The organism is Polaromonas sp. P3_A5 (assembly GCF_056403055.1).
Genome location: NZ_JBFUGF010000001.1, coordinates 302,018 through 321,940 on the forward strand (window position 1 = coordinate 302,018; position 19,923 = coordinate 321,940).

Genomic DNA, 19,923 nt, shown 5'->3' on the forward strand with positions numbered 1-19,923 from the left:
AGGCCTTCCAATTGGCGGCTCGCGAGAGCCGCACCCCTCCCGCCTGGCGGAAGGATTTCAAGGCAAGGGCACCGTGGATCCGGCTTTGCCGGTCCACCAGTGCCGCCCCTTGAGGGGGAGGCGGCGCAGAGCGCCGCCACGGGGGGAGCCTAGCTTTGGCAGTCAGCGGGTGTGCGCGCCGTCAGCTTTTTCTCGGTGGCGTACTTGGCGGCGGTGGACTTGACCAGGGGCTTGATCACCTGCTCATCAGCCTGCAGCCAGTCGGAGGTAAATTTCCATTCCTTTCCATCCCAGGTATGGATGCGCGCCCATGCCGAACCCATGTGGTCGGTGCACGAGGTGCTGATAGGCCGCATCACGCCGGCAAAGCCCAGCGCATCCAGCTTGGCCTGCGTCAGGTTCAGGTTTTCCAGGCCCCAGCGCACTTGCTCGCCGGTCATGATTTTTCCCTTGCCGAAACGGTCTTGCGCGGCGCGCAAACCTTCCACGCCCAGCATCGCGCTCATGGCGCCACGCATGTAAAGCACCTGGCCGACTTCTTCCTTGGGGCCTGTGCCCTGGCCTTTGCCGTGCACCAGGGTCAGCATGTCTTTGGCCAGCTTGGAATTCGGCTCGGCGCCGTGCTGCATGGTCACGGCGTTGTAGCCCTTGGCGCCTTCAGCCACGTCTTTCACGTCAGGCTCTGCGCCGGCCCACCACACGCCGTACATCTTCTCGCGTGGGTAGCCGGTGGCTTGCGCTTCCTTGATGGCGGTGGTGTTCATGATGCCCCAGCCCCACAGTGCAACGTAGTCTGGGCGCGACTGGCGAACCTGCAGCCAGGTGGCTTTTTGCTCGACACCGGGCGCGGTGACGGGCAGCAGCTGCAGCGTGAAGCCGTGCATGGCGGCGCGTTCCTGCATCAGCGGAATGGGTTCTTTGCCGAACGGCGAGTCGTGATAGACCAGCGCAATGCGTTTGCCCTTGAGCTTGTCGAAGCCGCCTTCCTTCTTGGCGATGGCCTGGAGGATGGCGTCGGCGGCGACCCAGTAGGTGCCGGCAATCGGGAAGTTCCATTTGAAGATGGAGCCGTCTGCGCTCTCGCTGCGGCCATAGCCCACGGTCACCACCGGAATTTTGTCGACGGGGGCTTTTTCTGTGATGGCAAACGTCGCACCGGTAGACAGCGGTTGCACCAGCGTGGCGCCGCCGTTCTTGCCTTTCAGGCGTTCGTAGCATTCGACACTGCGCGCGGTGTCGTAGCCGGTTTCGCACTCTTCAAACGAGATCTTCACGCCATTGATGCCGCCGCGGGCATTGACCAGCTTGAGGTAGTCCACATAGCCGTTGGCCCAGGGCACGCCGTTGGGCGCGTAAGGCCCGGTGCGGTAAGACAGCACCGGAAAGAATTGCTCTTTGGCCTGTGCGAATGCGCTGGTCGCCACGAGGGACGAAGCGCCGGTGGCGAGGATCGCCACCGCCAACATCACGTTACGAATCTTCATTGTTGTCTCCTGGAAAATTTATAAACACCGCGAAAAAAACTGACACCTCAGTAAACGACCTAACAATCCATTGCGCATTGGTGATTTCGAGTAATTCTTAACCCTAGGCCTGGCGTATCGGAGCGCTCAGTGGGGGAATGGCCATAGCCGTAATTTCTGCTTTCCAACGGCCCACAGCTTGGCCAGCCCATGCGGCTCGACAATCAAAAACCACACGATCAACCCACCAAAAATCATCAGTTCCGCGTGCGAGATGCCCGCCGTGGAGATCGATATACCCAGCCAGCCGGCAAGCACCGGCAGCAGCTGGCTCAGCACAATCGGCAGCACCACGATGAAGGCCGCGCCGAAGAAGCTGCCCATGATGGCGCCCATGCCGCCGATGATCACCATGAACAGCAGGCGGAAGGAGTAGTCCACTGAAAAGGCGGCAGGCTCCCAGGCGCCCAGGTAAATAAAGGCCCACAGGCCGCCAGCGATGCCGATGATGAAAGAGCTGACTGCAAAGGCGCTGAGCTTGGCGTACATCGGGCGAATGCCGATCACGGCGGCTGCCACGTCCATGTCGCGAATGGCCATCCACTCGCGGCCGATCGCGCTGCGCACCAGGTTTTTGGCCAGCAGGGTGATCACCACCACGATGGCCAGGCAAAACAGGTATTTGCTCAGCGCGCTTTCGATGGGCAGTCCAAACACCTGCAGGTTGGAGACCGACACCGAACCCGAAGGCGTGTCCATCGTGAACCACTTGATGCGCAAAAACATCCAGTCGCTGAAGAACTGCGCGGCCAGCGTGGTCACCGCCAGGTACAGGCCTTTCACGCGCAGGCTGGGCAGCCCGAACAGGATGCCGAACAGCATGGCACACAAGCCGCCCAGGATCAGTGCTGGAATCAGCGGCATGCCGGGAATACGCACAAAGAAATTGTAGGCGCCATAGGCCCCCACCGCCATAAAGGCACCCGAGCCCAGCGAGATCTGTCCGCAATAGCCGACCAGGATGTTCACCCCAACGGCTGCCAGCGAAAAGATCAGGAAGGGAATCAGGATGGCGCGGAACAGGTAGTCGCTGGCCAACAATGGCACGACAACGAAGGCGAACGCCAACAGCAAGCCGATGGCGATCCGGTCCTGCAGGATTGGGAAGATCTGCTGGTCAGCCCGGTAGTTGGTTTTGAACTGGCCGTTTTCTCTGTAAAACATAAAGGTGAGCCGCCGTTAGATCGCAATAAAAGAAGTTGTGCGCTGGGCTTTGCCGCGCCGTAGGCGCATCGGCCCCAATTCACATGTAAGGGGCAGCGCGCCGAAGGCTCGAAGTGACAAGCGTGGGGGCTTCATGTCTATACGCGATCGATGATTTTTTCGCCGAACAAGCCCTGAGGCCGGACCAGCAAGACACACAGCGCAAGTACATACGCAAACCAGATCTCGATACCACCGCCGACGTAAGGGCCGAGAAAGACTTCGGCCAGTTTCTCGCCAACGCCCAGAATCAGCCCACCCACAATCGCGCCAGGCACCGAAGTCAGGCCACCCAAAATCACCAGCGGCAGCGCCTTGAGCGCCAGCACCGACAGCGAAAACTGCACGCCCAGCTTGCTGCCCCAGATCACGCCGGACACCAGCGCGACGAAGCCGGCAACGCTCCAGACGATGACCCAGATGCGGTTGAGCGGAATGCCGATGGATTGCGCGGCCTGGTGGTCGTCGGCTACGGCGCGCAAGGCCCGGCCTGTACTCGTGTACTGGAAGAAGGCGGCCAGTGCCGCCACCAGGGCGGTGGCGATCAGCGCGGCGACCAGGTCTTCCTGGTTCACCAGCAGGCCGCCCTGGAAGACACCTTCCAGCAGGAACATCGGATCCTTGGGCATGCCCACGTCAATCTTGTAAATGCTGGAGCCAAAGATGGTCTGGCCGAAGCCGTCCAGGAAATACGAAATGCCCAACGTCGCCATCAGCAGCGCGACGCCTTCCTGGTTCACGAGTTTGCTGAGCACCAGCTTTTCAATCAACCAGGCCACCACGACCATGATGGCCAGCGCGACTGCAAAGGCCAATGCATTGTTGATGAACTTGCTGTCCAGTCCCGTCCACTGCGGAATCCACTCGGAAAAACGCGCCATGGCCAGCGCCGCGAACAGCACCATCGCGCCCTGGGCGAAATTGAAGACACCCGAGGCTTTGTAGATCAGCACAAAGCCCAATGCGACCAGCGAATACAGCATGCCCGACATCAGGCCGCCAATAATCGTCTCTAAAAATGAACCCATCACTGGCTCCCTTCGCTGGGCGGAGACGTCGTGGGTTGCTGGGAAGGCTGCGATTTCATCTTGGTGTTCTCGTCCATATCAGTGGCTGGTTCCGAGGTAAGCCCGGATCACGTCTTCGTTGTTGCGTACTTCGTCGGGGGTGCCGTCGCCGATTTTTTTGCCGTAGTCGAGCACCACGACGCGGTCGGAGATGTCCATCACCACGCCCATGTCGTGCTCGATCAGCACGACGGTGGTGCCGAACTCGTCGTTCACGTCGAGTACAAAGCGGCACATGTCCTGTTTTTCCTCGACGTTCATGCCGGCCATGGGTTCGTCGAGCAGCAACACCTGCGGCTCCATCGCCAGCGCACGGCCGAGGTCCACGCGTTTTTGCAAACCGTAGGGCAACTGGCCCACGGGCGTTTTGCGATAGGCCTGAATTTCCAGGAAGTCGATGATTTTTTCGACAGCCTCGCGGTGCATGATTTCTTCTTTTTCGGCAGGACCGATGCGCAGCGCCTGCAGCAGCAGGTTGCTTTTGATCTTGAGGTTGCGGCCCGACATGATGTTGTCGAGCACGCTCATGCCCTTGAAGAGCGCCAGGTTCTGGAAGGTGCGCGCCACGCCCATGACGGCCACCTGGTGGCTGTTCATATGCTTGAAGGTCTGGCCGCGAAAGGTGATGGAGCCCTGCTGCGGCGCATAGACGCCGTTGATGCAGTTGAGCATGGAGCTTTTGCCGGCGCCGTTGGGTCCGATGATGGCGCGGATTTCATGCTCTTTCACATTGAAGGAAATATCGGACAGCGCTTTCACGCCACCAAAACTCAGGCTGATGTTGTTGACGTCGAGGATGACATCGCCGATCTTCTTGGTCATGCTGCCCCCACGCTTGTCACTGCGTGTACTGCGCTACCCCCCGAGGGGGCCGCCCGCCTGCGGCCCGGCAAAGCCGGTTCCGCGGCTCGAGCTGGTATCTGGGGGACTTGCTGTCGCTTGTTGTTCATGCTGCTGCCTTTACTGGCGCAAAAGTCTGGGTGTCGCTGATCTTCAGGGTCGCGCTGACGCTGCCAGACCGGCCGTCCTCAAACTTCACGACGGTTTCAATGAATTGCTCAGTCTTGTCGCCATAGAGCGCATCGATCAGCGGCAGGTATTTCTCGGCAATGAAGCCGCGTCGCACCTTGTTCGTTCGTGTGAGTTCACCGTCATCTGCGTCCAGCTCCTTGTGCAGCACCAGGAAGCGGCTGACCTGTGAGCCGGCCAGCAGGGCGTCCACGCTGAGGTCGGCGTTGACTTTTTCGACGCACTCCTTGATGAGCTGGTAAACCTCGGGCTTTTGCGCCAGGTCGGTGTAGCCGGCGTAAGGCAGATTGCGGCGTTCGGCCCAGTTGCCCACGGCGTCGAAGTCGATGTTGATCATCACGCAGACTTTTTCGCGGCCGTCGCCGTAGGCCACGACTTCCTTGATGTGCGGGAAGAATTTGAGCTTGTTTTCCACGTACTTGGGCGCGAACATGGCACCGTCGTTGGTGCCACCCTTGATGCGGCCCACGTCTTTCACGCGGTCGATGATCTTGAGGTGGCCGGCGGCATCGATAAAGCCCGCGTCGCTGGTGTGATACCAGCCGTCGGCGCTCAGCACCTCGGCCGTCGCCGTGGGATTTTTGTAATATTCCTTGAGCAGGCCGGCGGACTTCACCAGGATTTCCCCGTTGTCGGCCACCTTGATCTGCACGCCGCTGATCGGCACCCCTACCGTATCGGCGCGTGCTTCGTTGTCCGGCTGCAGGCACACAAACACGGCGGTCTCGGTCGAGCCATACAGCTGTTTCAGGTTGATGCCGATGGAGCGGTAGAAGGTAAAGAGGTCCGGTCCAATCGCTTCACCCGCGGTGTAGGCCACGCGAACGCGCGAAAAACCCAGCGTATTGCGCAGCGGGCCATAGACCATCACGCTGCCCAGTGCATATAGCAGGCGGTCAAGCCCGCCCACCGGCTTCCCGTCCATCAATGCGGGGCCGGCGCGTTTGGCCACGCCCATGAAATAGTTGAACATGCCGCGTTTGATGCGGCCCGCGTCTTCCATGCGGATCATCACGGTGGTCAGCAGGCTTTCGAAAATCCGCGGTGGCGCAAAGTAGTAGGTCGGGCCGACTTCTTTCAGGTCGATCATCACGGTGCTCGCGCTCTCGGGGCAATTCACCACATAGCCGCAGGCCAGCCACTGCGCATAGCTGAAGATGTTCTGGCCGACCCACGCGGGTGGCAAGTACGCCAGCACTTCCTCGCCGGAGGTGAGTTTGTCGAAGTCGGCGCCGGCCTTGGCGCGGTCCAGCAGGGTGTTGTGGGTATGGACCACGCCCTTGGGATTGCCCGTGGTGCCCGAGGTGAAAAACATCGCGGCCACATCATCCGGCCGGGATTTTTCGACTTCGCTCTTGAAGAAGCCGGGTTGTTTCGCGGCAAAGGCTTCGCCCTTTTCCAGCAAGGCGTCCAGCGATTGCAGGCCAGCCTCGGCATAGTTGCGCAGGCCGCGCGGGTCGTCATAAATGATCTGGTCCAGTTGCGGGCACTGGCTGCGTATCTCCAGCAGCTTGTCCACCTGCTCCTGGTCTTCCACCAGCGCAAAACGTACGTCGGCATTGTTGATGGGAAAGACACACTCGGCGCCCACGGCGTCCTGGTAAAGCGGAATGGGTATGGCGCCCAGCGACTGCGCGGCCAGCATGGTGGCGTACAGGCGCGGCCGGTTGGCGCCGATGATGACCATGTGCTCGCCACGCTGCAGCCCGGCTTCATGCAGGCCGCAGGCGATGCGCTCCACCAGCTGCGCCATGCCGGCCCAGCTGTGCGCCTGCCAGATGCCGTACTCTTTTTCGCGCATGGCGGCGGCGCCGGGGCGTTCGGCCGCATGTTTGAGCAGCAATCGTGGGAACGTGGTCTGCATTCGCTTTCTTGTCTCCGTTCTTGTGCGGCTTCTCGTTGAAAGCCGCTGGTATGCAATGAATAGTAGGACCGGCTTTGACGTTACGGTGTCATTGCGACGACAATTTCCGGGTAAGTCCTACTGGGGTGTGCCCGGGGTCGGCGCGGTTTATCGGATAAAGCGCCCGTCGCGCGAAACCATGGTGAGTTCCACAAAGCGTGAGGCATTGCGGGCCGAGTCGCTGAAGCTCACTTCAAAGCCGCCCAGGTCATAGCGCTTCAAATTCCAGGTGCCGTCGATGAAGCCGGCGCGCGTGGGGTTTTTGCCTGCACGCCGCAGCGCCTCGGCAAACACGCGGGCATTGATGTAACCCTCCAGCGCCAGGTGTGAAGGCTCCAGCGTCACGCCCGCGGCTTTCCAGGCCTGCTGGAATTCGCGCACCATAGGCACCACGGTATTGCCCGGCAAGGGCACGACTTGAGACACGGCAATGCCGGTGGCGTCGTCACCCATAGCCTTGAGTGTGGCGGCTGCGCCCATGATGGACAGCGCATAAAGCGGCAGTCCCTTGCGCTGCACGCGTATCGCTTTCACGAAGTCGATGGTCGGCTTGCCGGCCAGGCCCACCAGCACGGCTTCCGGGTTGGAGCCCGCAATTTTTACCGCTGCCGGGCCGGTATCCGAAGAGTTGTTTTCCACCGTGACAATCGCGGTCGCTTCCAGCTTGTGTTTGGCCATGGAGCGCTGGGTGGCGTCGAAGACTTCTTTCCCAAAGGAGTTGTTCTGGTAGACGATCGCGATGCGCCGGATCCCGATGGTTGCCAGGTGCTGCACCAGCTGCTCGGCTTCGTCGGCGTAACTCGCGCGGATGTTGAACACATTGCGCGCATTGGCCGGCCGTGCCGACAGCGCACCGGAAAACGGTGCGAAGAAAGGCATGCCCGACTCCATCACCTGAGGCAGCATGGCTTCGATCATGGGTGTCCCCATGCAATTGAAGAGCGCGAAATTGCTTTTGTCGTCGATGAAGCCTTTCACATTGGTCAGCGCGCGTTTGACGTCGTAGCCGTCGTCGGCCACGGTGAGTTCGATCAGCCGGCCGTTCACGCCGCCCTTGGCGTTGATGCTGGCAAAGCAGGCTTTTGCACCCTGGTGCATGGCTTGGCCCAGCTCGCCCAGCGGCCCGCTCAGCGCGATGGATTGCGCGATGTGCACCGGGCCGGTGTCCTGAGCGCGCGCCGGCCCGTAAAGTGCGGCGGGCACGGCGGCGAGTGCGCCCAGCATGCGGCGGCGTGTCAGGCGGGTGCGCTGCGGGTCGATGCCTGCAGGAAATGAATCGGTCGGCGAAGGTGTGCGGTTTTCGGTCATGGCGGGTCTCCTGGCTTTCGTTGTTGGTTTGCTGTCTCAGCGGGGCCGATGCTATGCTTTGGATTGGCAATGAAATGTCTATCCGACGACAATCCAAGGGTTGCGCCCGCCCCGGACTTTCCCTGACCTTTCACTGACTTTCACCCGAATGCTGTGAGCCATGTCCACTGAACCGCCTCTTCACCAGCGCCGCAGGAACCCCACGCCCGACGAGCTGCGCGGCATTCCCTGGCTGCCCTTGCTGCAGCCTGAAGAAAGGGCACGTGCGCTGGCGGGGCTGCAGGTAGGCGACGCCGCGCCGGGCGACTATGTGTGCCGTGTGGGCAAGCCGGTGACCTACTGGTTTGGCGTGGTCGAAGGCCTGCTCAAGATGAGCAGCGACAACGAGCAGGGCATGACCATGACGTTCACCGGCGTGCCGCCCGGCGGCTGGTTCGGTGAAGGCACGGCGCTCAAGCGCGAGCCCTACCGCTACAACATCCAGGCGCTGCGCAAAAGCGTGGTGGCGGGCCTGCCCGTTGAAACCTTCCACTGGCTGCTGGACCACTCCATCGGCTTTAACCGCTTTGTGATGAACCAGCTCAATGAGCGGCTCGGTCAGTTCATCGCCGCGCGCGAGATCGACCGCATGAACAACCCCGACATCCGTGTGGCGCGCAGCCTGGCCTCGCTGTTCAACCCGGTGCTGTATCCGGGTGTGGGCGAAATCCTGCGCATCACGCAGCAGGAACTGGCTTACCTGGTGGGTTTGTCACGCCAGCGCGTGAACGAGGCGCTCAATGCCTTGCAGGCCCAGGGCCTCATCCGCATCGAATACGGCGGCCTGCGCGTGCTGGACCTGGGCGCCCTGCGGTCCAGTGTTTTTTCAAGCAAATAATGGCTGCAGGCCAATGGGGGAAAGCGCAAGCAGCTATTGAATTAATAGCAATTTGTAGAGAGAAAACTATCCTGGGAAGCCATCTTTGGCACTTGGCGTGTGGTGCCCGACATTTTTTTGATGTCAAAAGTGCCTTCGGACCAATCAGGATATGCGCTGGCAGCTATGAAATTGATAGCGTTATGGTGCGACAGGTGGGGGCACCGTCCCTCAGGAAAGAAACGAAATAAAGATGGAAACCGCGGCGACCACCCAATTGGCGCGGTTTGCAGCCTGGGCGTTTTCCTTGAGGATCGGCCAAAGCGCTTCGCGCTGCCATGCCCACAGGTTGTAGGCCGCTGCCAGCAGTCCACCCGACAACCCGGCCAGCCATGAGCTGGTCAAAAAACCGGCAAGGACGGCAAGCATCAACAGGACGGATGTCAGGATAAATGTGCCGCCGGCGGCGCTGGCCAGAACATGCGAGAGCCCTCCGCACACGGTGCAGGTGGCGGGGTTGCCGCGGCTGGAGAAACGTTTTTCCCAGATCTTGATTCCAGCCTGACGGCAGTGGGGGCAGATGTTCATCGTGCTGAAGGGCTGGTTGCCGATGTCGCGCCGGCAATCGCCTTGCGCAGGTTCTCGCGCGCACGCGCTTCCAGTGTTTCGTGGAAATGCGCCGTGCTGTAGATCACAGGCCGGTCCAGGAAACTCTGCAGGATTTCGCCCCGCTTTTGCCGGAACACGGCCGCGGGTACAAAAGCGTATTCGTCCCGGATCTGCTGCTCGTATTCGGCAAACCTGGCTGGGCCGGCGCCCAGGATGGACAGGTCGATATCGACCAGCAGCTGTTCGTCGGGCGAGTCCGGCAGCGCCGTATGGCGGGTGGCCATGACCAGGTCATGAACGCGCTGCGCGGCGGCTTCGGCGGTGCCGTGCGCCAGCAGCACCTCGCGAGCCCAGTCGGCACTTTTTTCCTCGTTGTCGTGGCGCTGCGTGTCGTAAATCGCATCATGGAACCACAGTGCCATCTCGACTTCTGCGGGCTGTTCAGCCAGGTCGCGGACGCCTTCGAAATGCGAGAGGCATTCGCCCAGGTGCTGCACGGTGTGGTACTTGCGGTGCGGCTCTGAGTAGCGCGCCACCAGTCCGTCGAACACCGCCCGCCCGATTGGCCGGACGGCAAGGGCATCAGCGCAAAGCCGCCAGGATCTGGCCAGCAGGTCTGTGGGTTCAGGGGTTTGCATGGGCATGACTTTATCGCTTGGGTGTTGTGTGCGCGTGTGAGCGCTCCGGCGGCGCGGCAGGCGCGCACAGCGACTCGACCAGTCTTAGCGCCGGCAGCGACAGCTGGTCAAAGCGGCGCGCGCAGATCAGCAACTGCCGGTCGGCCCAGGTGTCGGTCAGCTTGAGGATGCGCAGCTTGCCTGCCTCCGCATGGCGTTCGGCCGCGATGGCCGGCACCACGGCCACACCGACCCCGGCCTCCACCATGCGGCAGACCGCCTCAAAGCTGCGAAGCCGTATGCGGGTGCGCATGCGCAGCCCCAGGCGCTCGGCCTGCAGGTTCAGGTGCTGTTGCAGGGCGCTGTCTTCCTCCAGGCCGACGAAGTCATGGCTCAATGTTTGCCCGAACGGTATCTGGCGCTGGCGGCCGAAGCCGCTGCCGGCTGGAACCACCAGCACCAGCCGGTCGCGCCGGAAAGGTTTTGATTCAAGGCTGGAGATGTCGGCGGAGTCTGCCACGATGCCGAGGTCGGCCGCCTGGCCCAGCAGCTGCGACACGATCAGGTGGCTGGGGCGCTCCTCCAGGTCGACGTCGATGGCCGGATGCGTGTTGAGGAAATCCGCGAGTGCTTGCGGCAGGTAGTCGGTGATGGCGGCGGTGTTCGACAGCAAACGCACCTTGCCGGCCAGCCCGCCGGCATAGTCGCCGATCTCGCCGTGCATGCGCTCGATTTGCTGCAACACCAGCCGCGCATGGTGGGCCACGGCCAGGCCGGCCTTGGTCGGCTTCACGCCGGCGCGCAGGCGTTCCAGCAGCGGCACACCCAGGGCGTCTTCCATGCCGCGTATGCGTGCGCTGGCCGAGGCGAGCGCCAGGTGTGAAAGCTTGCTGCCCGCCGTGATGCTGCCGGTATCGACGGTGTGCAGAAACAGCCGAAGGTCGATGAGGTCAAAGCGAAGGGTGGCGGGCATGGGCTGCAGGCGTTTTAGCCTTCGGCAACGGCGAAGGCTGTGAACGGATATTACCGCTTGAGCGCAAACGCGCCGCTGCGCAGAATCGGCGACATGAACTCGATGAACAACTTCGTGAGCGCAGGGAACGACACCCTCTTGATGGCCGTCGTCGCCGGCGTATTCCTGCTGGCCGGCCTCGTCAAGGGCGTGGTGGGCCTGGGGTTGCCGACGCTCTCCATGGGCTTGCTGGCCGGCGTGATGCCGCCTGCGCAGGCAGCCGTCATCCTGATCCTGCCTTCGTTGCTGACGAATGCCTGGCAGATGTGGGACGGCGCCGCGCTGGCAAGCCTGTTGCGGCGCCTGTGGCCGCTGCAGGCTGGCGTGATCGCCGGAACGTTGTGGGCACCGGTCAGCCTGGTCACCCTTGATGCGGACCTCGCCTCGGCAGGTCTGGGCGCCGCGCTGATCATTTATGCGCTGCTGGGGCTGTGCGCGCTGCCGCTGGTGGTCACGCCGCGCGGCGAGCGGGTTTCTTCCTTCGCTGCCGGCCTGGCGACCGGCGCCATCACCTCGGCCACCGGCGTGTTTGTCTTTCCGGCCGTGCCTTACCTGCAGGCCTTATCGCTCAAGAAAGACGAGCTGGTGCAGGCGCTTGGCCTGTCTTTTACCGTGTCCACCGGCGCACTTTTTCTGCGCCTGGTGATGGAGGGCTCTTTTGCCATGGGCAGTATGCCGGGTGGCTGGAGTTTGCTGCTGCCATTGCCCGCTGCCTTGTTGGGCATGGTCGCCGGCCAGAAGCTGCGCGGGCGGGTGGGCGAGAAGGGTTTCAGGCGCCTGTTTTTCACCGGTCTGCTGCTGATAGGCGTTTACATGGTCACCCGCAGCGCGATGCGATAGCCACGCCGGTGCGATGGAAAACCACAGCGAGGTTTCGCAGGCTATGGAGGCGCTCCATGCCAAAGCCGCGCGTCTGGTCTTGCTGTTGGAGGAAGCGGGCGATCAGGGTGATCCCTTGCTGCCTTTGGCCTCGTCCCTGCTGGACGACATTGACGCCCTGCGCGCGCTGCACCTGCGCGTGGTGATGCGGTCTCACGCATCGGCTTGAACAGGGTTTAAACCCCTGATTTTTACGCTTTCTTTATACCGGCTACCGGTCTTTCATCCCCGTTTTTACACGTCGGATCCGAAACTTCTTCCATCGTTTGTTGTTGGAGAAAGTCATGGATCTCGCGTTTATTCTTGGCGCCGCCGCCCTCTGGGGTGTGATGGTCTTGCTGGTCTGGGGCTTCCAGAAGCTTGAAAAATCCGAAGGAGGCCGTTCATGATCAGCCTCGACGTTTTGTACGGCTTCGGCGGCGTCTGTGCTGTCCTGCTGCTCACTTACCTCGTCTATGCGCTGATCTGCGCCGAGGAGTTTTGATGAGCAACGTGTCATGGGGGCTCCTCGCCCTCTTCCTCGGTGCGCTGCTGGTCACGGCCTGGCCGCTGGGTATCTGGCTGGCCCGCCTGTATTCCGGTAGCCTCCCCAACTGGATGCATAAGGCGGAAGCGCCGCTGTATCGCCTCGCCGGTACATCGGCCGATACCAACATGAAATGGTCGCAGTACGCGTTGGCCTTGCTGGCCTTCAACGCGCTCGGCGTGCTGGCTGTCTATGCCCTGCAGCGCCTGCAGGTCTGGTTGCCGCTCAACCCTGCCGGCATGGCCGCGGTGACGCCCGACTCGGCCTTCAACACCGCCGTCAGCTTTGTTTCCAATACCAACTGGCAAGGCTATGCCGGCGAGTCCACCATGAGCTACCTCACGCAGATGTTGGTGTTGGCTGTGCAGAATTTCTTCTCCGCAGCCACCGGTATCGCCGTGGTGTTTGCGTTGTTCCGCGGTTTTGCCGCGCGCGCGACCGGCGCCATCGGCAACTTCTGGGTGGACATCACGCGCATCACGGCCTGGCTGCTGCTGCCGTTGTCGCTGGTGTTTGCCGTCTTTCTTGTGGGGCAGGGCGTCATCCAGAACTTTGATGCCTACAAAGACGTGAGCACACTGGAAGTGACCAGCTATCAGCAGCCGAAAAACGGCCCTGATGGCCAGGCGCTGAAAGACGACAAGGGCAATACCGTGATGGAGGATGCCAAATCCGACAAGCAGACCCTGGCCATGGGCCCGGTCGCGTCTCAGGAAGCCATCAAGATGCTGGGCACCAACGGCGGCGGTTTCTTCAACGCCAACTCGGCCCACCCTTACGAAAACCCGACGGCGCTGAGTAATTTCTTTCAGATGCTGTCCATCTTCCTGATTCCGGCGGCGCTGTGCTTCGCCTTCGGCCGCGCGGTGGGCGACCAGCGCCAGGGCTGGGCCGTGCTCGCCGCCATGACGGTGATGTTTGTGATCGCGGTCGTGGCCATCACGCCCGCCGAGCAGGCCGGCAACCCGTTGCTCCCGCCTTTGGGTGTGGACCAGACGGCCAGCGCGCTGCAGGCCGGCGGCAACATGGAAGGCAAGGAAACCCGCTTCGGCATCAATGCCTCCAGCCTGTTCGCGGTCATCACGACGGCGGCGTCCTGCGGCGCGGTCAATGCCATGCACGACTCCTTCACGCCGCTGGGCGGCATGGTGCCCATGGTGATGATGCAGCTGGGCGAAGTGGTGTTTGGCGGCGTTGGCACGGGGCTTTATGGCATGCTGATCTTCGCCATCCTGGCGGTGTTCATCGCCGGCCTCATGATTGGCCGCACGCCGGAATACCTGGGCAAGAAGATCGAGGCGCATGAGATGAAGCTGACCTCAATCGCCATCCTGGTCACGCCTGTCCTGGTGCTGGCCGGCACCGCCATCGCCGTATTGGCCGGCGCAGGCAAGGCGGGCATTGCCAACCCCGGTGCGCACGGCTTTTCTGAAATCCTTTACGCGCTGAGCTCGGCCGGCAACAACAATGGCAGCGCCTTCGCGGGGCTGTCGGCCAACACGCCGTTCTACAACACGCTGCTGGGCATCGTGATGTGGCTGGGGCGCTTCGGCTTCATCGTTCCGGTGCTCGCCATTGCCGGTGCGCTGGCCACCAAGAAACGCCTGCCGGTTACGGCCGGCACCATGCCCACGCACGGCCCGCTGTTCGTGATGCTGTTGATAGGCACTGTGCTGCTGGTGGGCCTGCTCAATTACGTGCCCGCCCTGGCGCTGGGCCCGGTGGTCGAGCACCTGATGCTGTGGCCAGGCCAATAACCGCGAGGCTCAAAGAGAAACCCATATGAGTACCCAAAAAACTTTAATGCTGCTGGATCCCGCGCTGCTCAAGCCGGCCATCGTGGCTTCGTTCACCAAGCTGAGCCCGCGCGTGCAGTGGCGCAACCCCGTGATGTTTGTCGTCTACATCGGCAGCATTCTCACAACCTTGCTGGGCCTGCAAGCCCTGCAGGGCCAGGGCGAAGCGTCTGCCGGATTCATCTTTGCCGTGGCCGTCTGGCTGTGGTTCACCGTGCTGTTCGCCAACTTTGCCGAAGCGCTGGCCGAGGGCCGTAGCAAGGCACAAGCGGCGTCGCTGCGGAGCCTGAAAAAAAGCACCTGGGCCAAGAAGCTCAAGGAACCCCGGCATGGCGCCACGTTCCTGCCGCAAGAAGCTGAAAATCTCCGGAAAGGGGACGTGGTGCTGGTCGATGCCGGCGACATGATTCCGCTGGACGGAGAAGTGATTGAAGGCGTGGCCTCGGTCGACGAAAGCGCCATCACCGGCGAATCGGCCCCGGTGGTGCGCGAGTCGGGCGGCGACTTCTCCGCCGTGACCGGCGGCACGCGCGTGCTGTCAGACTGGCTGGTGGTGCGCATCACCGTCAACCCCGGCGAATCCTTCCTGGACCGCATGATCAGCATGGTCGAAGGTGCCAAACGCCAGAAGACGCCCAATGAAATCGCCTTGACGATTTTGCTGGTGGCGCTGACCATTGTTTTCCTGGTGGTTACTGTCACGTTGCTGCCGTTCTCCGTGTTCAGCGTGGGTGCGGTGGGGGCGGGCACGGTGGTGAGCATCACCGCACTGGTAGCGCTGCTGGTCTGCCTGATCCCGACCACGATTGGCGGCCTGCTGTCGGCCGTGGGTGTGGCCGGCATGAGCCGCATGATGCAGGCCAATGTCATCGCCACTTCGGGCCGCGCGGTCGAGGCTGCCGGCGACGTGGATGTGCTGCTGCTCGACAAGACCGGCACCATCACTCACGGCAACCGCCAGGCTTCAAGCTTTTTGCCCGCACCCGGCGTGTCTGAAAAAGTGCTCGCCACCTGCGCCATGCAGGCATCCTATGCCGACGAAACGCCGGAAGGCCGCAGCATCGTGGCTTTGGCCCTGAAGCTGGCCGTCAGCCAGTCGCCCATGCAGGCCGTGACCGAGGTTCCCTTTACTGCGCAAACCCGCATGAGCGGAATGGACGCCTTGAACCCCGATGGAAGCAAGCGGCAACTGCGCAAGGGCGCGGTCGATGCGATGCGCAAGCATGTGGAAGCACTGGGCGGCAGCGTCCCGTCTGAAGTCCTGCGTGCTTCAGATGACGTGTCGCGCCGCGGCAGCACGCCGCTGGCCGTGGCCGACGGCAGCACGGTACTGGGCATCGTGGAGCTGAAAGACATTGTCAAGGCCGGCATCAAGGAACGCTTCGGCGAGCTACGCCGCATGGGCATCAAAACGGTGATGATCACCGGTGACAACAAGCTCACGGCCGCCGCCATTGCCGCCGAGGCGGGCGTCGATGACTTCCTGGCAGAGGCCACGCCCGAAGACAAACTCAAGCTGATACGCCAGTACCAGGCCGAAGGCCGGCTGGTGGCGATGACGGGCGACGGCACCAACGACGCGCCGGCCCTGGCCCAGGCCGACGTGGCGGTCGCCATGAACAGCGGCACCCAGGCCGCCAAGGAAGCCGGCAACATGGTGGACCTCGACTCCAACCCCACCAAGCTGCTGGAGATTGTGGAAACCGGCAAGGCCCTGCTGATGACGCGTGGCTCGCTCACCACGTTTTCAATCGCCAACGATGTGGCCAAGTACTTCGCCATCATCCCGGCGATCTTTGTGACCACTTACCCGCAACTGGCTGCACTCAATGTGATGCGTCTGGGCAGTCCGTCGTCGGCGATTTTGTCGGCGGTGATTTTCAACGCCCTGATCATCATGTTCCTGATCCCGCTCGCGCTCAAAGGTGTGAAATACCGCGCTGTGGGCGCCGCTACGCTGCTGCGCCGCAACCTGCTTATTTACGGCCTGGGCGGTCTCATCGTGCCCTTTATCGGAATCAAGGCGATTGACTTGCTGCTGGTAGCAATGAACCTCGCCTGAACACCTGCATATCAAGGAATCCTCATGACAAATATTCTTCGCCCCGCAATTGTGATGTTCACCGTGCTGACCCTGGTCACCGGCGTGGCTTATCCCCTGGTGGTGACCGGCGCCGCGCAATCGTTGTTTCCGGCGCAGGCCGGCGGCAGCCTGATCCAGCGTGACGGCAAGGTTGTCGGCTCTTCGCTGATCGGGCAAAACTTCAGCGATCCCAAAAATTTCTGGGGCCGCCCATCGGCCACGGGGCCCATGCCTTACAACGCATCGGCTTCCAGCGGCTCCAACCAGGGCCCGCTGAATCCTGCGCTGGTCGACGCGGTCAAGGGCCGTGTCGAAGCGCTGAAAGCGGCCGATCCGGGCAACACGGCCCAGGTGCCGGTGGACCTGGTCACGGCGTCTGCCAGCGGGCTGGACCCGCACATCAGCCCGGCTGCGGCGCGCTACCAGGTGGCCCGTGTGGCCAAAGCGCGTGGCCTGGCGCTTGAGAAGGTTCAGGCCCTGGTCGGGCAGTACACCGAGCAGCCTTTGCTGAGCTTTCTGGGCGAGGCCCAGGTGAATGTGCTGCAACTCAACCTCGCGCTGGAAGCGCTTCGTTAAGAGAAATGTCCATGGACTCTGATCTTCTGCGGGTCTTGTGTGCGCTGGCCGCCTTTGGCGTGCCGCTGGCGGTGGCCTGGTGGATCGCGGGCCGCGGTGAAAGGCGGGAGTCCGGCATGCCAAAAGATGGCGAGTCAGGCGAACAGGAAAAACACACCCGGTGTTACCCTTTGCGAGGCGATCTTTGAAACTTTTGAATCACCCAGGAATAGCGCAACGGCATGGCCAGTTTTTCCGACTCCCGCCCTGACCCCGACGAACTTCTCGACCGTCTGCGCGGCGAGGAGGAAAAAGCGCGCCGGGGACGTTTGCGCATCTACTTCGGTGCCAGTGCCGGCGTGGGCAAGACCTACGCCATGCTCAGCGCCGCGCAGCGCGAGCGCAAGGCCGGGCGGGATGTATTGGTCGGTGTGGTCGAAACCCATGGCCGCAGTGAAACCATGGAACTGCTGACCGGGCTTGAGCAACTGCCCTTGCAGGAGGTAGCCTACCGCGGGCACAGGTTGAAAGAGTTCGACCTGGACGCGGCGCTGGCGCGCAAGCCGGCACTTCTGCTGGTCGACGAGCTCGCCCACAGCAATGTGGAGGGCTCGCGCCATGCCAAGCGCTGGCAGGATGTGCAGGAGCTGCTGGAAGCCGGCATCGACGTCTGGTCAGCGGTCAATGTGCAGCACCTGGAAAGCCTCAATGGCACGGTGGGTGCCATCACCGGCATACGCGTGCATGAAACGGTCCCGGACACGGTGCTGGACGGCGCCGATGAAATCATCCTGGTCGACGTCACGCCTGACGAACTGATGGCGCGGTTGAAAGCCGGCAAGGTCTACCTGCCGCAGCAGGCCGAGCGCGCGGCGCAGAATTTTTTCCGCAAAGGCAATTTGATCGCACTGCGCGAGATTGCATTGCGGCGCACGGCCGAGCATGTGGAAGACGACGTGCGCAGCTACCGCGTCGAAAAATCCATCGCCCCGGTCTGGAACACCGAAGGCGCCATCCTCGCCTGCATAGGCCCGCGTGAAGGCGCCGAGCAGACCGTGCGCACGGCGGCGCGCCTGGCCGGCCAGCTCAATGTGCGCTGGCATGCAGCGTATGTGGAAACGCCGCGCCTGCAGCTGTTGGAGGTTGCCAGGCGCGACCGCATCCTGGCCGTTATCCAGCTGGCCGAAGAACTGGGCGCGGCCACGGCGGTACTGACCGGCAGCGATCCCGCCGCCGAACTGGTAGCGCAGGCGCAGCAACTCAATTGCGCCACGCTGGTGGTGGGGCGCCCGCAGCTGCCGGGCTGGCGCGCGCTGTGGGCCGGATCCACCATGACGCGCCGGCTGGCAACGCTGGCGCCCACACTGGACATCGTGGAGGTGGGCCATGCCGACAGTGCGCGGCGGCTGGCGCGCGCCGTGCAGCGTTCTGCCGACGATGATGCCGCCGCGGCCTGGCAGGAGAGCCTGCCGCGATACGCATGGGCAATGGCTGGTAGCGCCGCAGTCACCTTGCTGGCTTTGCCTTTGCTCAGATTTTTTGACCTCGCCAACATCGTGATGCTGTTTCTGCTCGGTACGGTGCTGGTGGCGCTGAAGTTCGGGCGCGGGCCGGCAGCGCTGGCGGCTTTCCTCAATGTGGCGGCGTTTGACTTTTTCTTTGTGCCGCCCCGCCTGTCGTTTGCCGTCAGCGATGTGCAGTACCTGCTGACATTTTCCGTCATGCTGATGGTGGGGCTGCTAACCGGGCAACTCACGGCAGGCCTGCGTTTTCAGGCGCGCATTGCGGCCGGCCGCGAGCGCCGCGCGCAGTCGCTGTTCGAGCTCACGCGCGACCTGTCGGCGGCGCTGCTGAGTGAGCAGGTCATGGAACTCGGCGAAGCGGCCGCGCAGCGCAACTTCGGCGGGCAGGCGGTGGTGATGGTGACCGACAGCCACGACCAGTTACTGCCGCCCGCCAAACCGCCCGCGGATTTCGATGCCAGCGTGGCCGACTGGGTGTTCCGCAACGAACAGCCGGCGGGGTTGGCCACCGCCACCTTGTCGGCCCAGGCATGGCATTACATCCCGCTCAAGGCACCGATGCGCGTGCGCGGCGTGCTGGCGCTCAAGCCTGCGCAGGCGCGCTGGCTGCTGATTCCCGAGCAGATGCAGCAGCTCGAAACCCTGGCGCGGCAGATCGCCATCGCGCAGGAGCGCGTGCACTATGTAGAGGTGGCCCAGCAGGCGGTGGTGCAGATGGAGTCCGAGAAATTGCGCAACATGCTGCTCGCGGCGATTTCGCACGATGTGCGCACGCCGTTGACCGCGTTGATCGGCCTGGCCGACTCCCTGCAGCGCACGGCGCCGCCACTGAGTAGCGAACAGTCGCAGGCGGCGCGCGCCATCGCCGGCGAAGCGCGGCACCTGAGCGCGCTGGTCAACAACCTGCTGGACATGGCGCGGCTGCAAAGCGGTGCCGTTAACCTGAGGAGCGAATGGCAGTCTGTCGAGGAAATTGTCGGTTCGGCGATCCGCCAGGCGCAGCACGCGCTGGCCGGCAAGGCTGTCACGGCGGCGCTACCCGCCGATCTGCCGCTGGTCGAATTTGACGCGGTGCTGATGGAGCGCGTGTTGGTCAACCTGCTGGAAAACGCAGCCAAGTACGGGCGGTCGCCTATAGAAATCAGCGCAGAGGCGACGGAGCAGGCGCTGATGCTGGCGGTGCGTGACCACGGGCCCGGCCTGCCCGCCACCCTCAAGGGCCGCGAGCACGAGCTGTTCGAGAAGTTCACGCGCGGCGAGACCGAATCGGCCACGCCGGGCGTGGGGCTGGGCCTGGCCATCTGCCAGGCAGTGGTGCAGGCGCACCGAGGGCAGATCACGGCCGCCAATGCGCCGGGCGGTGGTGCAGAATTCACCATCACCCTGCCGCGCCGCCCGCCGCCGCAGGGCCTGCCTGAACCCGCCTGACCTTTC

Annotated in this window: 18 protein-coding genes; 9 read left to right on the forward strand and 9 right to left on the reverse strand. The window is 62.8% G+C overall.

Annotated elements, in window-relative coordinates; translation table 11 throughout:
* Positions 1 to 149: 149 nt before the first annotated feature.
* From AC1DU8_RS01530 to AC1DU8_RS01555, 6 genes are all read right to left on the reverse strand, one after another.
* Entirely contained in the window at positions 150 to 1,484 is a 1,335-nt protein-coding gene (locus tag AC1DU8_RS01530) for an ABC transporter substrate-binding protein (protein WP_457281380.1), read from the reverse strand.
* A gap of 126 nt (positions 1,485 to 1,610) precedes the next feature.
* Entirely contained in the window at positions 1,611 to 2,687 is a 1,077-nt protein-coding gene (locus AC1DU8_RS01535) for a branched-chain amino acid ABC transporter permease (protein ID WP_457281379.1), read from the reverse strand.
* 137 nt (positions 2,688 to 2,824) lie between these two features.
* Positions 2,825 to 3,754 carry a branched-chain amino acid ABC transporter permease gene (locus AC1DU8_RS01540; RefSeq protein WP_457281378.1) on the reverse strand — a complete coding sequence of 310 codons (930 nt, stop codon included), beginning with the start codon at positions 3,752 to 3,754 and terminating at the stop codon, positions 2,825 to 2,827.
* Positions 3,755 to 3,832: 78 nt separating this feature from the next.
* Positions 3,833 to 4,615, reverse strand: a complete 783-nt coding sequence (locus AC1DU8_RS01545; RefSeq protein ID WP_457281377.1) for an ABC transporter ATP-binding protein — start codon at positions 4,613 to 4,615, stop codon at positions 3,833 to 3,835.
* A gap of 124 nt (positions 4,616 to 4,739) precedes the next feature.
* Positions 4,740 to 6,686, reverse strand: a complete 1,947-nt coding sequence (locus tag AC1DU8_RS01550; RefSeq protein WP_477726366.1) for an AMP-dependent synthetase/ligase — start codon at positions 6,684 to 6,686, stop codon at positions 4,740 to 4,742.
* A 147-nt stretch (positions 6,687 to 6,833) separates the two neighbouring features.
* Entirely contained in the window at positions 6,834 to 8,033 is a 1,200-nt protein-coding gene (locus AC1DU8_RS01555) for an ABC transporter substrate-binding protein (RefSeq protein ID WP_457281375.1), read from the reverse strand.
* A 160-nt stretch (positions 8,034 to 8,193) separates the two neighbouring features.
* On the opposite strand from AC1DU8_RS01555, the gene AC1DU8_RS01560 reads away from it, so the two are divergent.
* Positions 8,194 to 8,910 carry a Crp/Fnr family transcriptional regulator gene (locus AC1DU8_RS01560; RefSeq protein ID WP_457281374.1) on the forward strand — a complete coding sequence of 239 codons (717 nt, stop codon included), beginning with the start codon at positions 8,194 to 8,196 and terminating at the stop codon, positions 8,908 to 8,910.
* A gap of 210 nt (positions 8,911 to 9,120) precedes the next feature.
* Here the strand turns inward: AC1DU8_RS01560 and AC1DU8_RS01565 are convergent, their stop codons facing one another.
* The 3 genes from AC1DU8_RS01565 to AC1DU8_RS01575 are packed head-to-tail and all read right to left on the reverse strand — an operon-like array spanning position 9,121 to position 11,088.
* Positions 9,121 to 9,477 (reverse strand): hypothetical protein, encoded by a 357-nt coding sequence (locus AC1DU8_RS01565; RefSeq protein WP_477666482.1) that lies wholly within the window; start codon positions 9,475 to 9,477, stop codon positions 9,121 to 9,123.
* Positions 9,474 to 10,142, reverse strand: a complete 669-nt coding sequence (locus tag AC1DU8_RS01570) for an HD domain-containing protein (protein ID WP_477701978.1) — start codon at positions 10,140 to 10,142, stop codon at positions 9,474 to 9,476. The genes AC1DU8_RS01565 and AC1DU8_RS01570 overlap by 4 nt, the downstream gene beginning before the upstream one ends.
* Positions 10,143 to 10,146: 4 nt before the next feature.
* Entirely contained in the window at positions 10,147 to 11,088 is a 942-nt protein-coding gene (locus AC1DU8_RS01575) for a LysR substrate-binding domain-containing protein (RefSeq protein WP_477666484.1), read from the reverse strand.
* 93 nt (positions 11,089 to 11,181) lie between these two features.
* Between AC1DU8_RS01575 and AC1DU8_RS01580 the strand changes: the two genes are divergently transcribed.
* From AC1DU8_RS01580 to AC1DU8_RS01615, 8 genes are all read left to right on the forward strand, one after another.
* On the forward strand, positions 11,182 to 11,967 hold the full coding sequence (locus AC1DU8_RS01580) for a sulfite exporter TauE/SafE family protein (RefSeq protein ID WP_477701979.1): 786 nt from the start codon (positions 11,182 to 11,184) through the stop codon (positions 11,965 to 11,967).
* A 13-nt stretch (positions 11,968 to 11,980) separates the two neighbouring features.
* Positions 11,981 to 12,175 carry a hypothetical protein gene (locus tag AC1DU8_RS01585; protein ID WP_477649103.1) on the forward strand — a complete coding sequence of 65 codons (195 nt, stop codon included), beginning with the start codon at positions 11,981 to 11,983 and terminating at the stop codon, positions 12,173 to 12,175.
* A 216-nt stretch (positions 12,176 to 12,391) separates the two neighbouring features.
* Entirely contained in the window at positions 12,392 to 12,490 is a 99-nt protein-coding gene (locus AC1DU8_RS01590) for a potassium-transporting ATPase subunit F (protein WP_457281368.1), read from the forward strand.
* Positions 12,490 to 14,289 (forward strand): potassium-transporting ATPase subunit KdpA, encoded by a 1,800-nt coding sequence (gene kdpA / locus AC1DU8_RS01595; RefSeq protein WP_477701980.1) that lies wholly within the window; start codon positions 12,490 to 12,492, stop codon positions 14,287 to 14,289. The genes AC1DU8_RS01590 and kdpA overlap by 1 nt, the downstream gene beginning before the upstream one ends.
* A gap of 25 nt (positions 14,290 to 14,314) precedes the next feature.
* The gene (gene kdpB / locus AC1DU8_RS01600; RefSeq protein ID WP_457281366.1) at positions 14,315 to 16,390 is read left to right on the forward strand and encodes a potassium-transporting ATPase subunit KdpB; all 2,076 of its coding nucleotides are present in this window, start codon (positions 14,315 to 14,317) and stop codon (positions 16,388 to 16,390) included.
* A gap of 24 nt (positions 16,391 to 16,414) precedes the next feature.
* Positions 16,415 to 16,987, forward strand: coding sequence for a potassium-transporting ATPase subunit KdpC (kdpC, locus tag AC1DU8_RS01605; RefSeq protein WP_457281365.1), 573 nt, complete (start codon positions 16,415 to 16,417; stop codon positions 16,985 to 16,987).
* 11 nt (positions 16,988 to 16,998) lie between these two features.
* Complete coding sequence (locus AC1DU8_RS01610; RefSeq protein WP_457281364.1) at positions 16,999 to 17,175, forward strand: hypothetical protein; 177 nt, start codon at positions 16,999 to 17,001, stop codon at positions 17,173 to 17,175.
* A 33-nt stretch (positions 17,176 to 17,208) separates the two neighbouring features.
* Positions 17,209 to 19,917, forward strand: coding sequence for a DUF4118 domain-containing protein (locus tag AC1DU8_RS01615; RefSeq protein ID WP_477726367.1), 2,709 nt, complete (start codon positions 17,209 to 17,211; stop codon positions 19,915 to 19,917).
* Positions 19,918 to 19,923 lie beyond the last annotated feature (6 nt).

Coding starts and splice junctions, on each gene's coding strand:
- AC1DU8_RS01530 (WP_457281380.1), bottom strand. CDS start 1,484: ATGAAGATTCGTAACGTGATGTTGGCGGTGGCGATCCTCGCCACCGGC.
- AC1DU8_RS01535 (WP_457281379.1), bottom strand. CDS start 2,687: ATGTTTTACAGAGAAAACGGCCAGTTCAAAACCAACTACCGGGCTGAC.
- AC1DU8_RS01540 (WP_457281378.1), bottom strand. CDS start 3,754: ATGGGTTCATTTTTAGAGACGATTATTGGCGGCCTGATGTCGGGCATG.
- AC1DU8_RS01545 (WP_457281377.1), bottom strand. CDS start 4,615: ATGACCAAGAAGATCGGCGATGTCATCCTCGACGTCAACAACATCAGC.
- AC1DU8_RS01550 (WP_477726366.1), bottom strand. CDS start 6,686: ATGCAGACCACGTTCCCACGATTGCTGCTCAAACATGCGGCCGAACGC.
- AC1DU8_RS01555 (WP_457281375.1), bottom strand. CDS start 8,033: ATGACCGAAAACCGCACACCTTCGCCGACCGATTCATTTCCTGCAGGC.
- AC1DU8_RS01560 (WP_457281374.1), top strand. CDS start 8,194: ATGTCCACTGAACCGCCTCTTCACCAGCGCCGCAGGAACCCCACGCCC.
- AC1DU8_RS01565 (WP_477666482.1), bottom strand. CDS start 9,477: ATGAACATCTGCCCCCACTGCCGTCAGGCTGGAATCAAGATCTGGGAA.
- AC1DU8_RS01570 (WP_477701978.1), bottom strand. CDS start 10,142: ATGCCCATGCAAACCCCTGAACCCACAGACCTGCTGGCCAGATCCTGG.
- AC1DU8_RS01575 (WP_477666484.1), bottom strand. CDS start 11,088: ATGCCCGCCACCCTTCGCTTTGACCTCATCGACCTTCGGCTGTTTCTG.
- AC1DU8_RS01580 (WP_477701979.1), top strand. CDS start 11,182: ATGAACTCGATGAACAACTTCGTGAGCGCAGGGAACGACACCCTCTTG.
- AC1DU8_RS01585 (WP_477649103.1), top strand. CDS start 11,981: ATGGAAAACCACAGCGAGGTTTCGCAGGCTATGGAGGCGCTCCATGCC.
- AC1DU8_RS01590 (WP_457281368.1), top strand. CDS start 12,392: ATGATCAGCCTCGACGTTTTGTACGGCTTCGGCGGCGTCTGTGCTGTC.
- kdpA (WP_477701980.1), top strand. CDS start 12,490: ATGAGCAACGTGTCATGGGGGCTCCTCGCCCTCTTCCTCGGTGCGCTG.
- kdpB (WP_457281366.1), top strand. CDS start 14,315: ATGAGTACCCAAAAAACTTTAATGCTGCTGGATCCCGCGCTGCTCAAG.
- kdpC (WP_457281365.1), top strand. CDS start 16,415: ATGACAAATATTCTTCGCCCCGCAATTGTGATGTTCACCGTGCTGACC.
- AC1DU8_RS01610 (WP_457281364.1), top strand. CDS start 16,999: ATGGACTCTGATCTTCTGCGGGTCTTGTGTGCGCTGGCCGCCTTTGGC.
- AC1DU8_RS01615 (WP_477726367.1), top strand. CDS start 17,209: ATGGCCAGTTTTTCCGACTCCCGCCCTGACCCCGACGAACTTCTCGAC.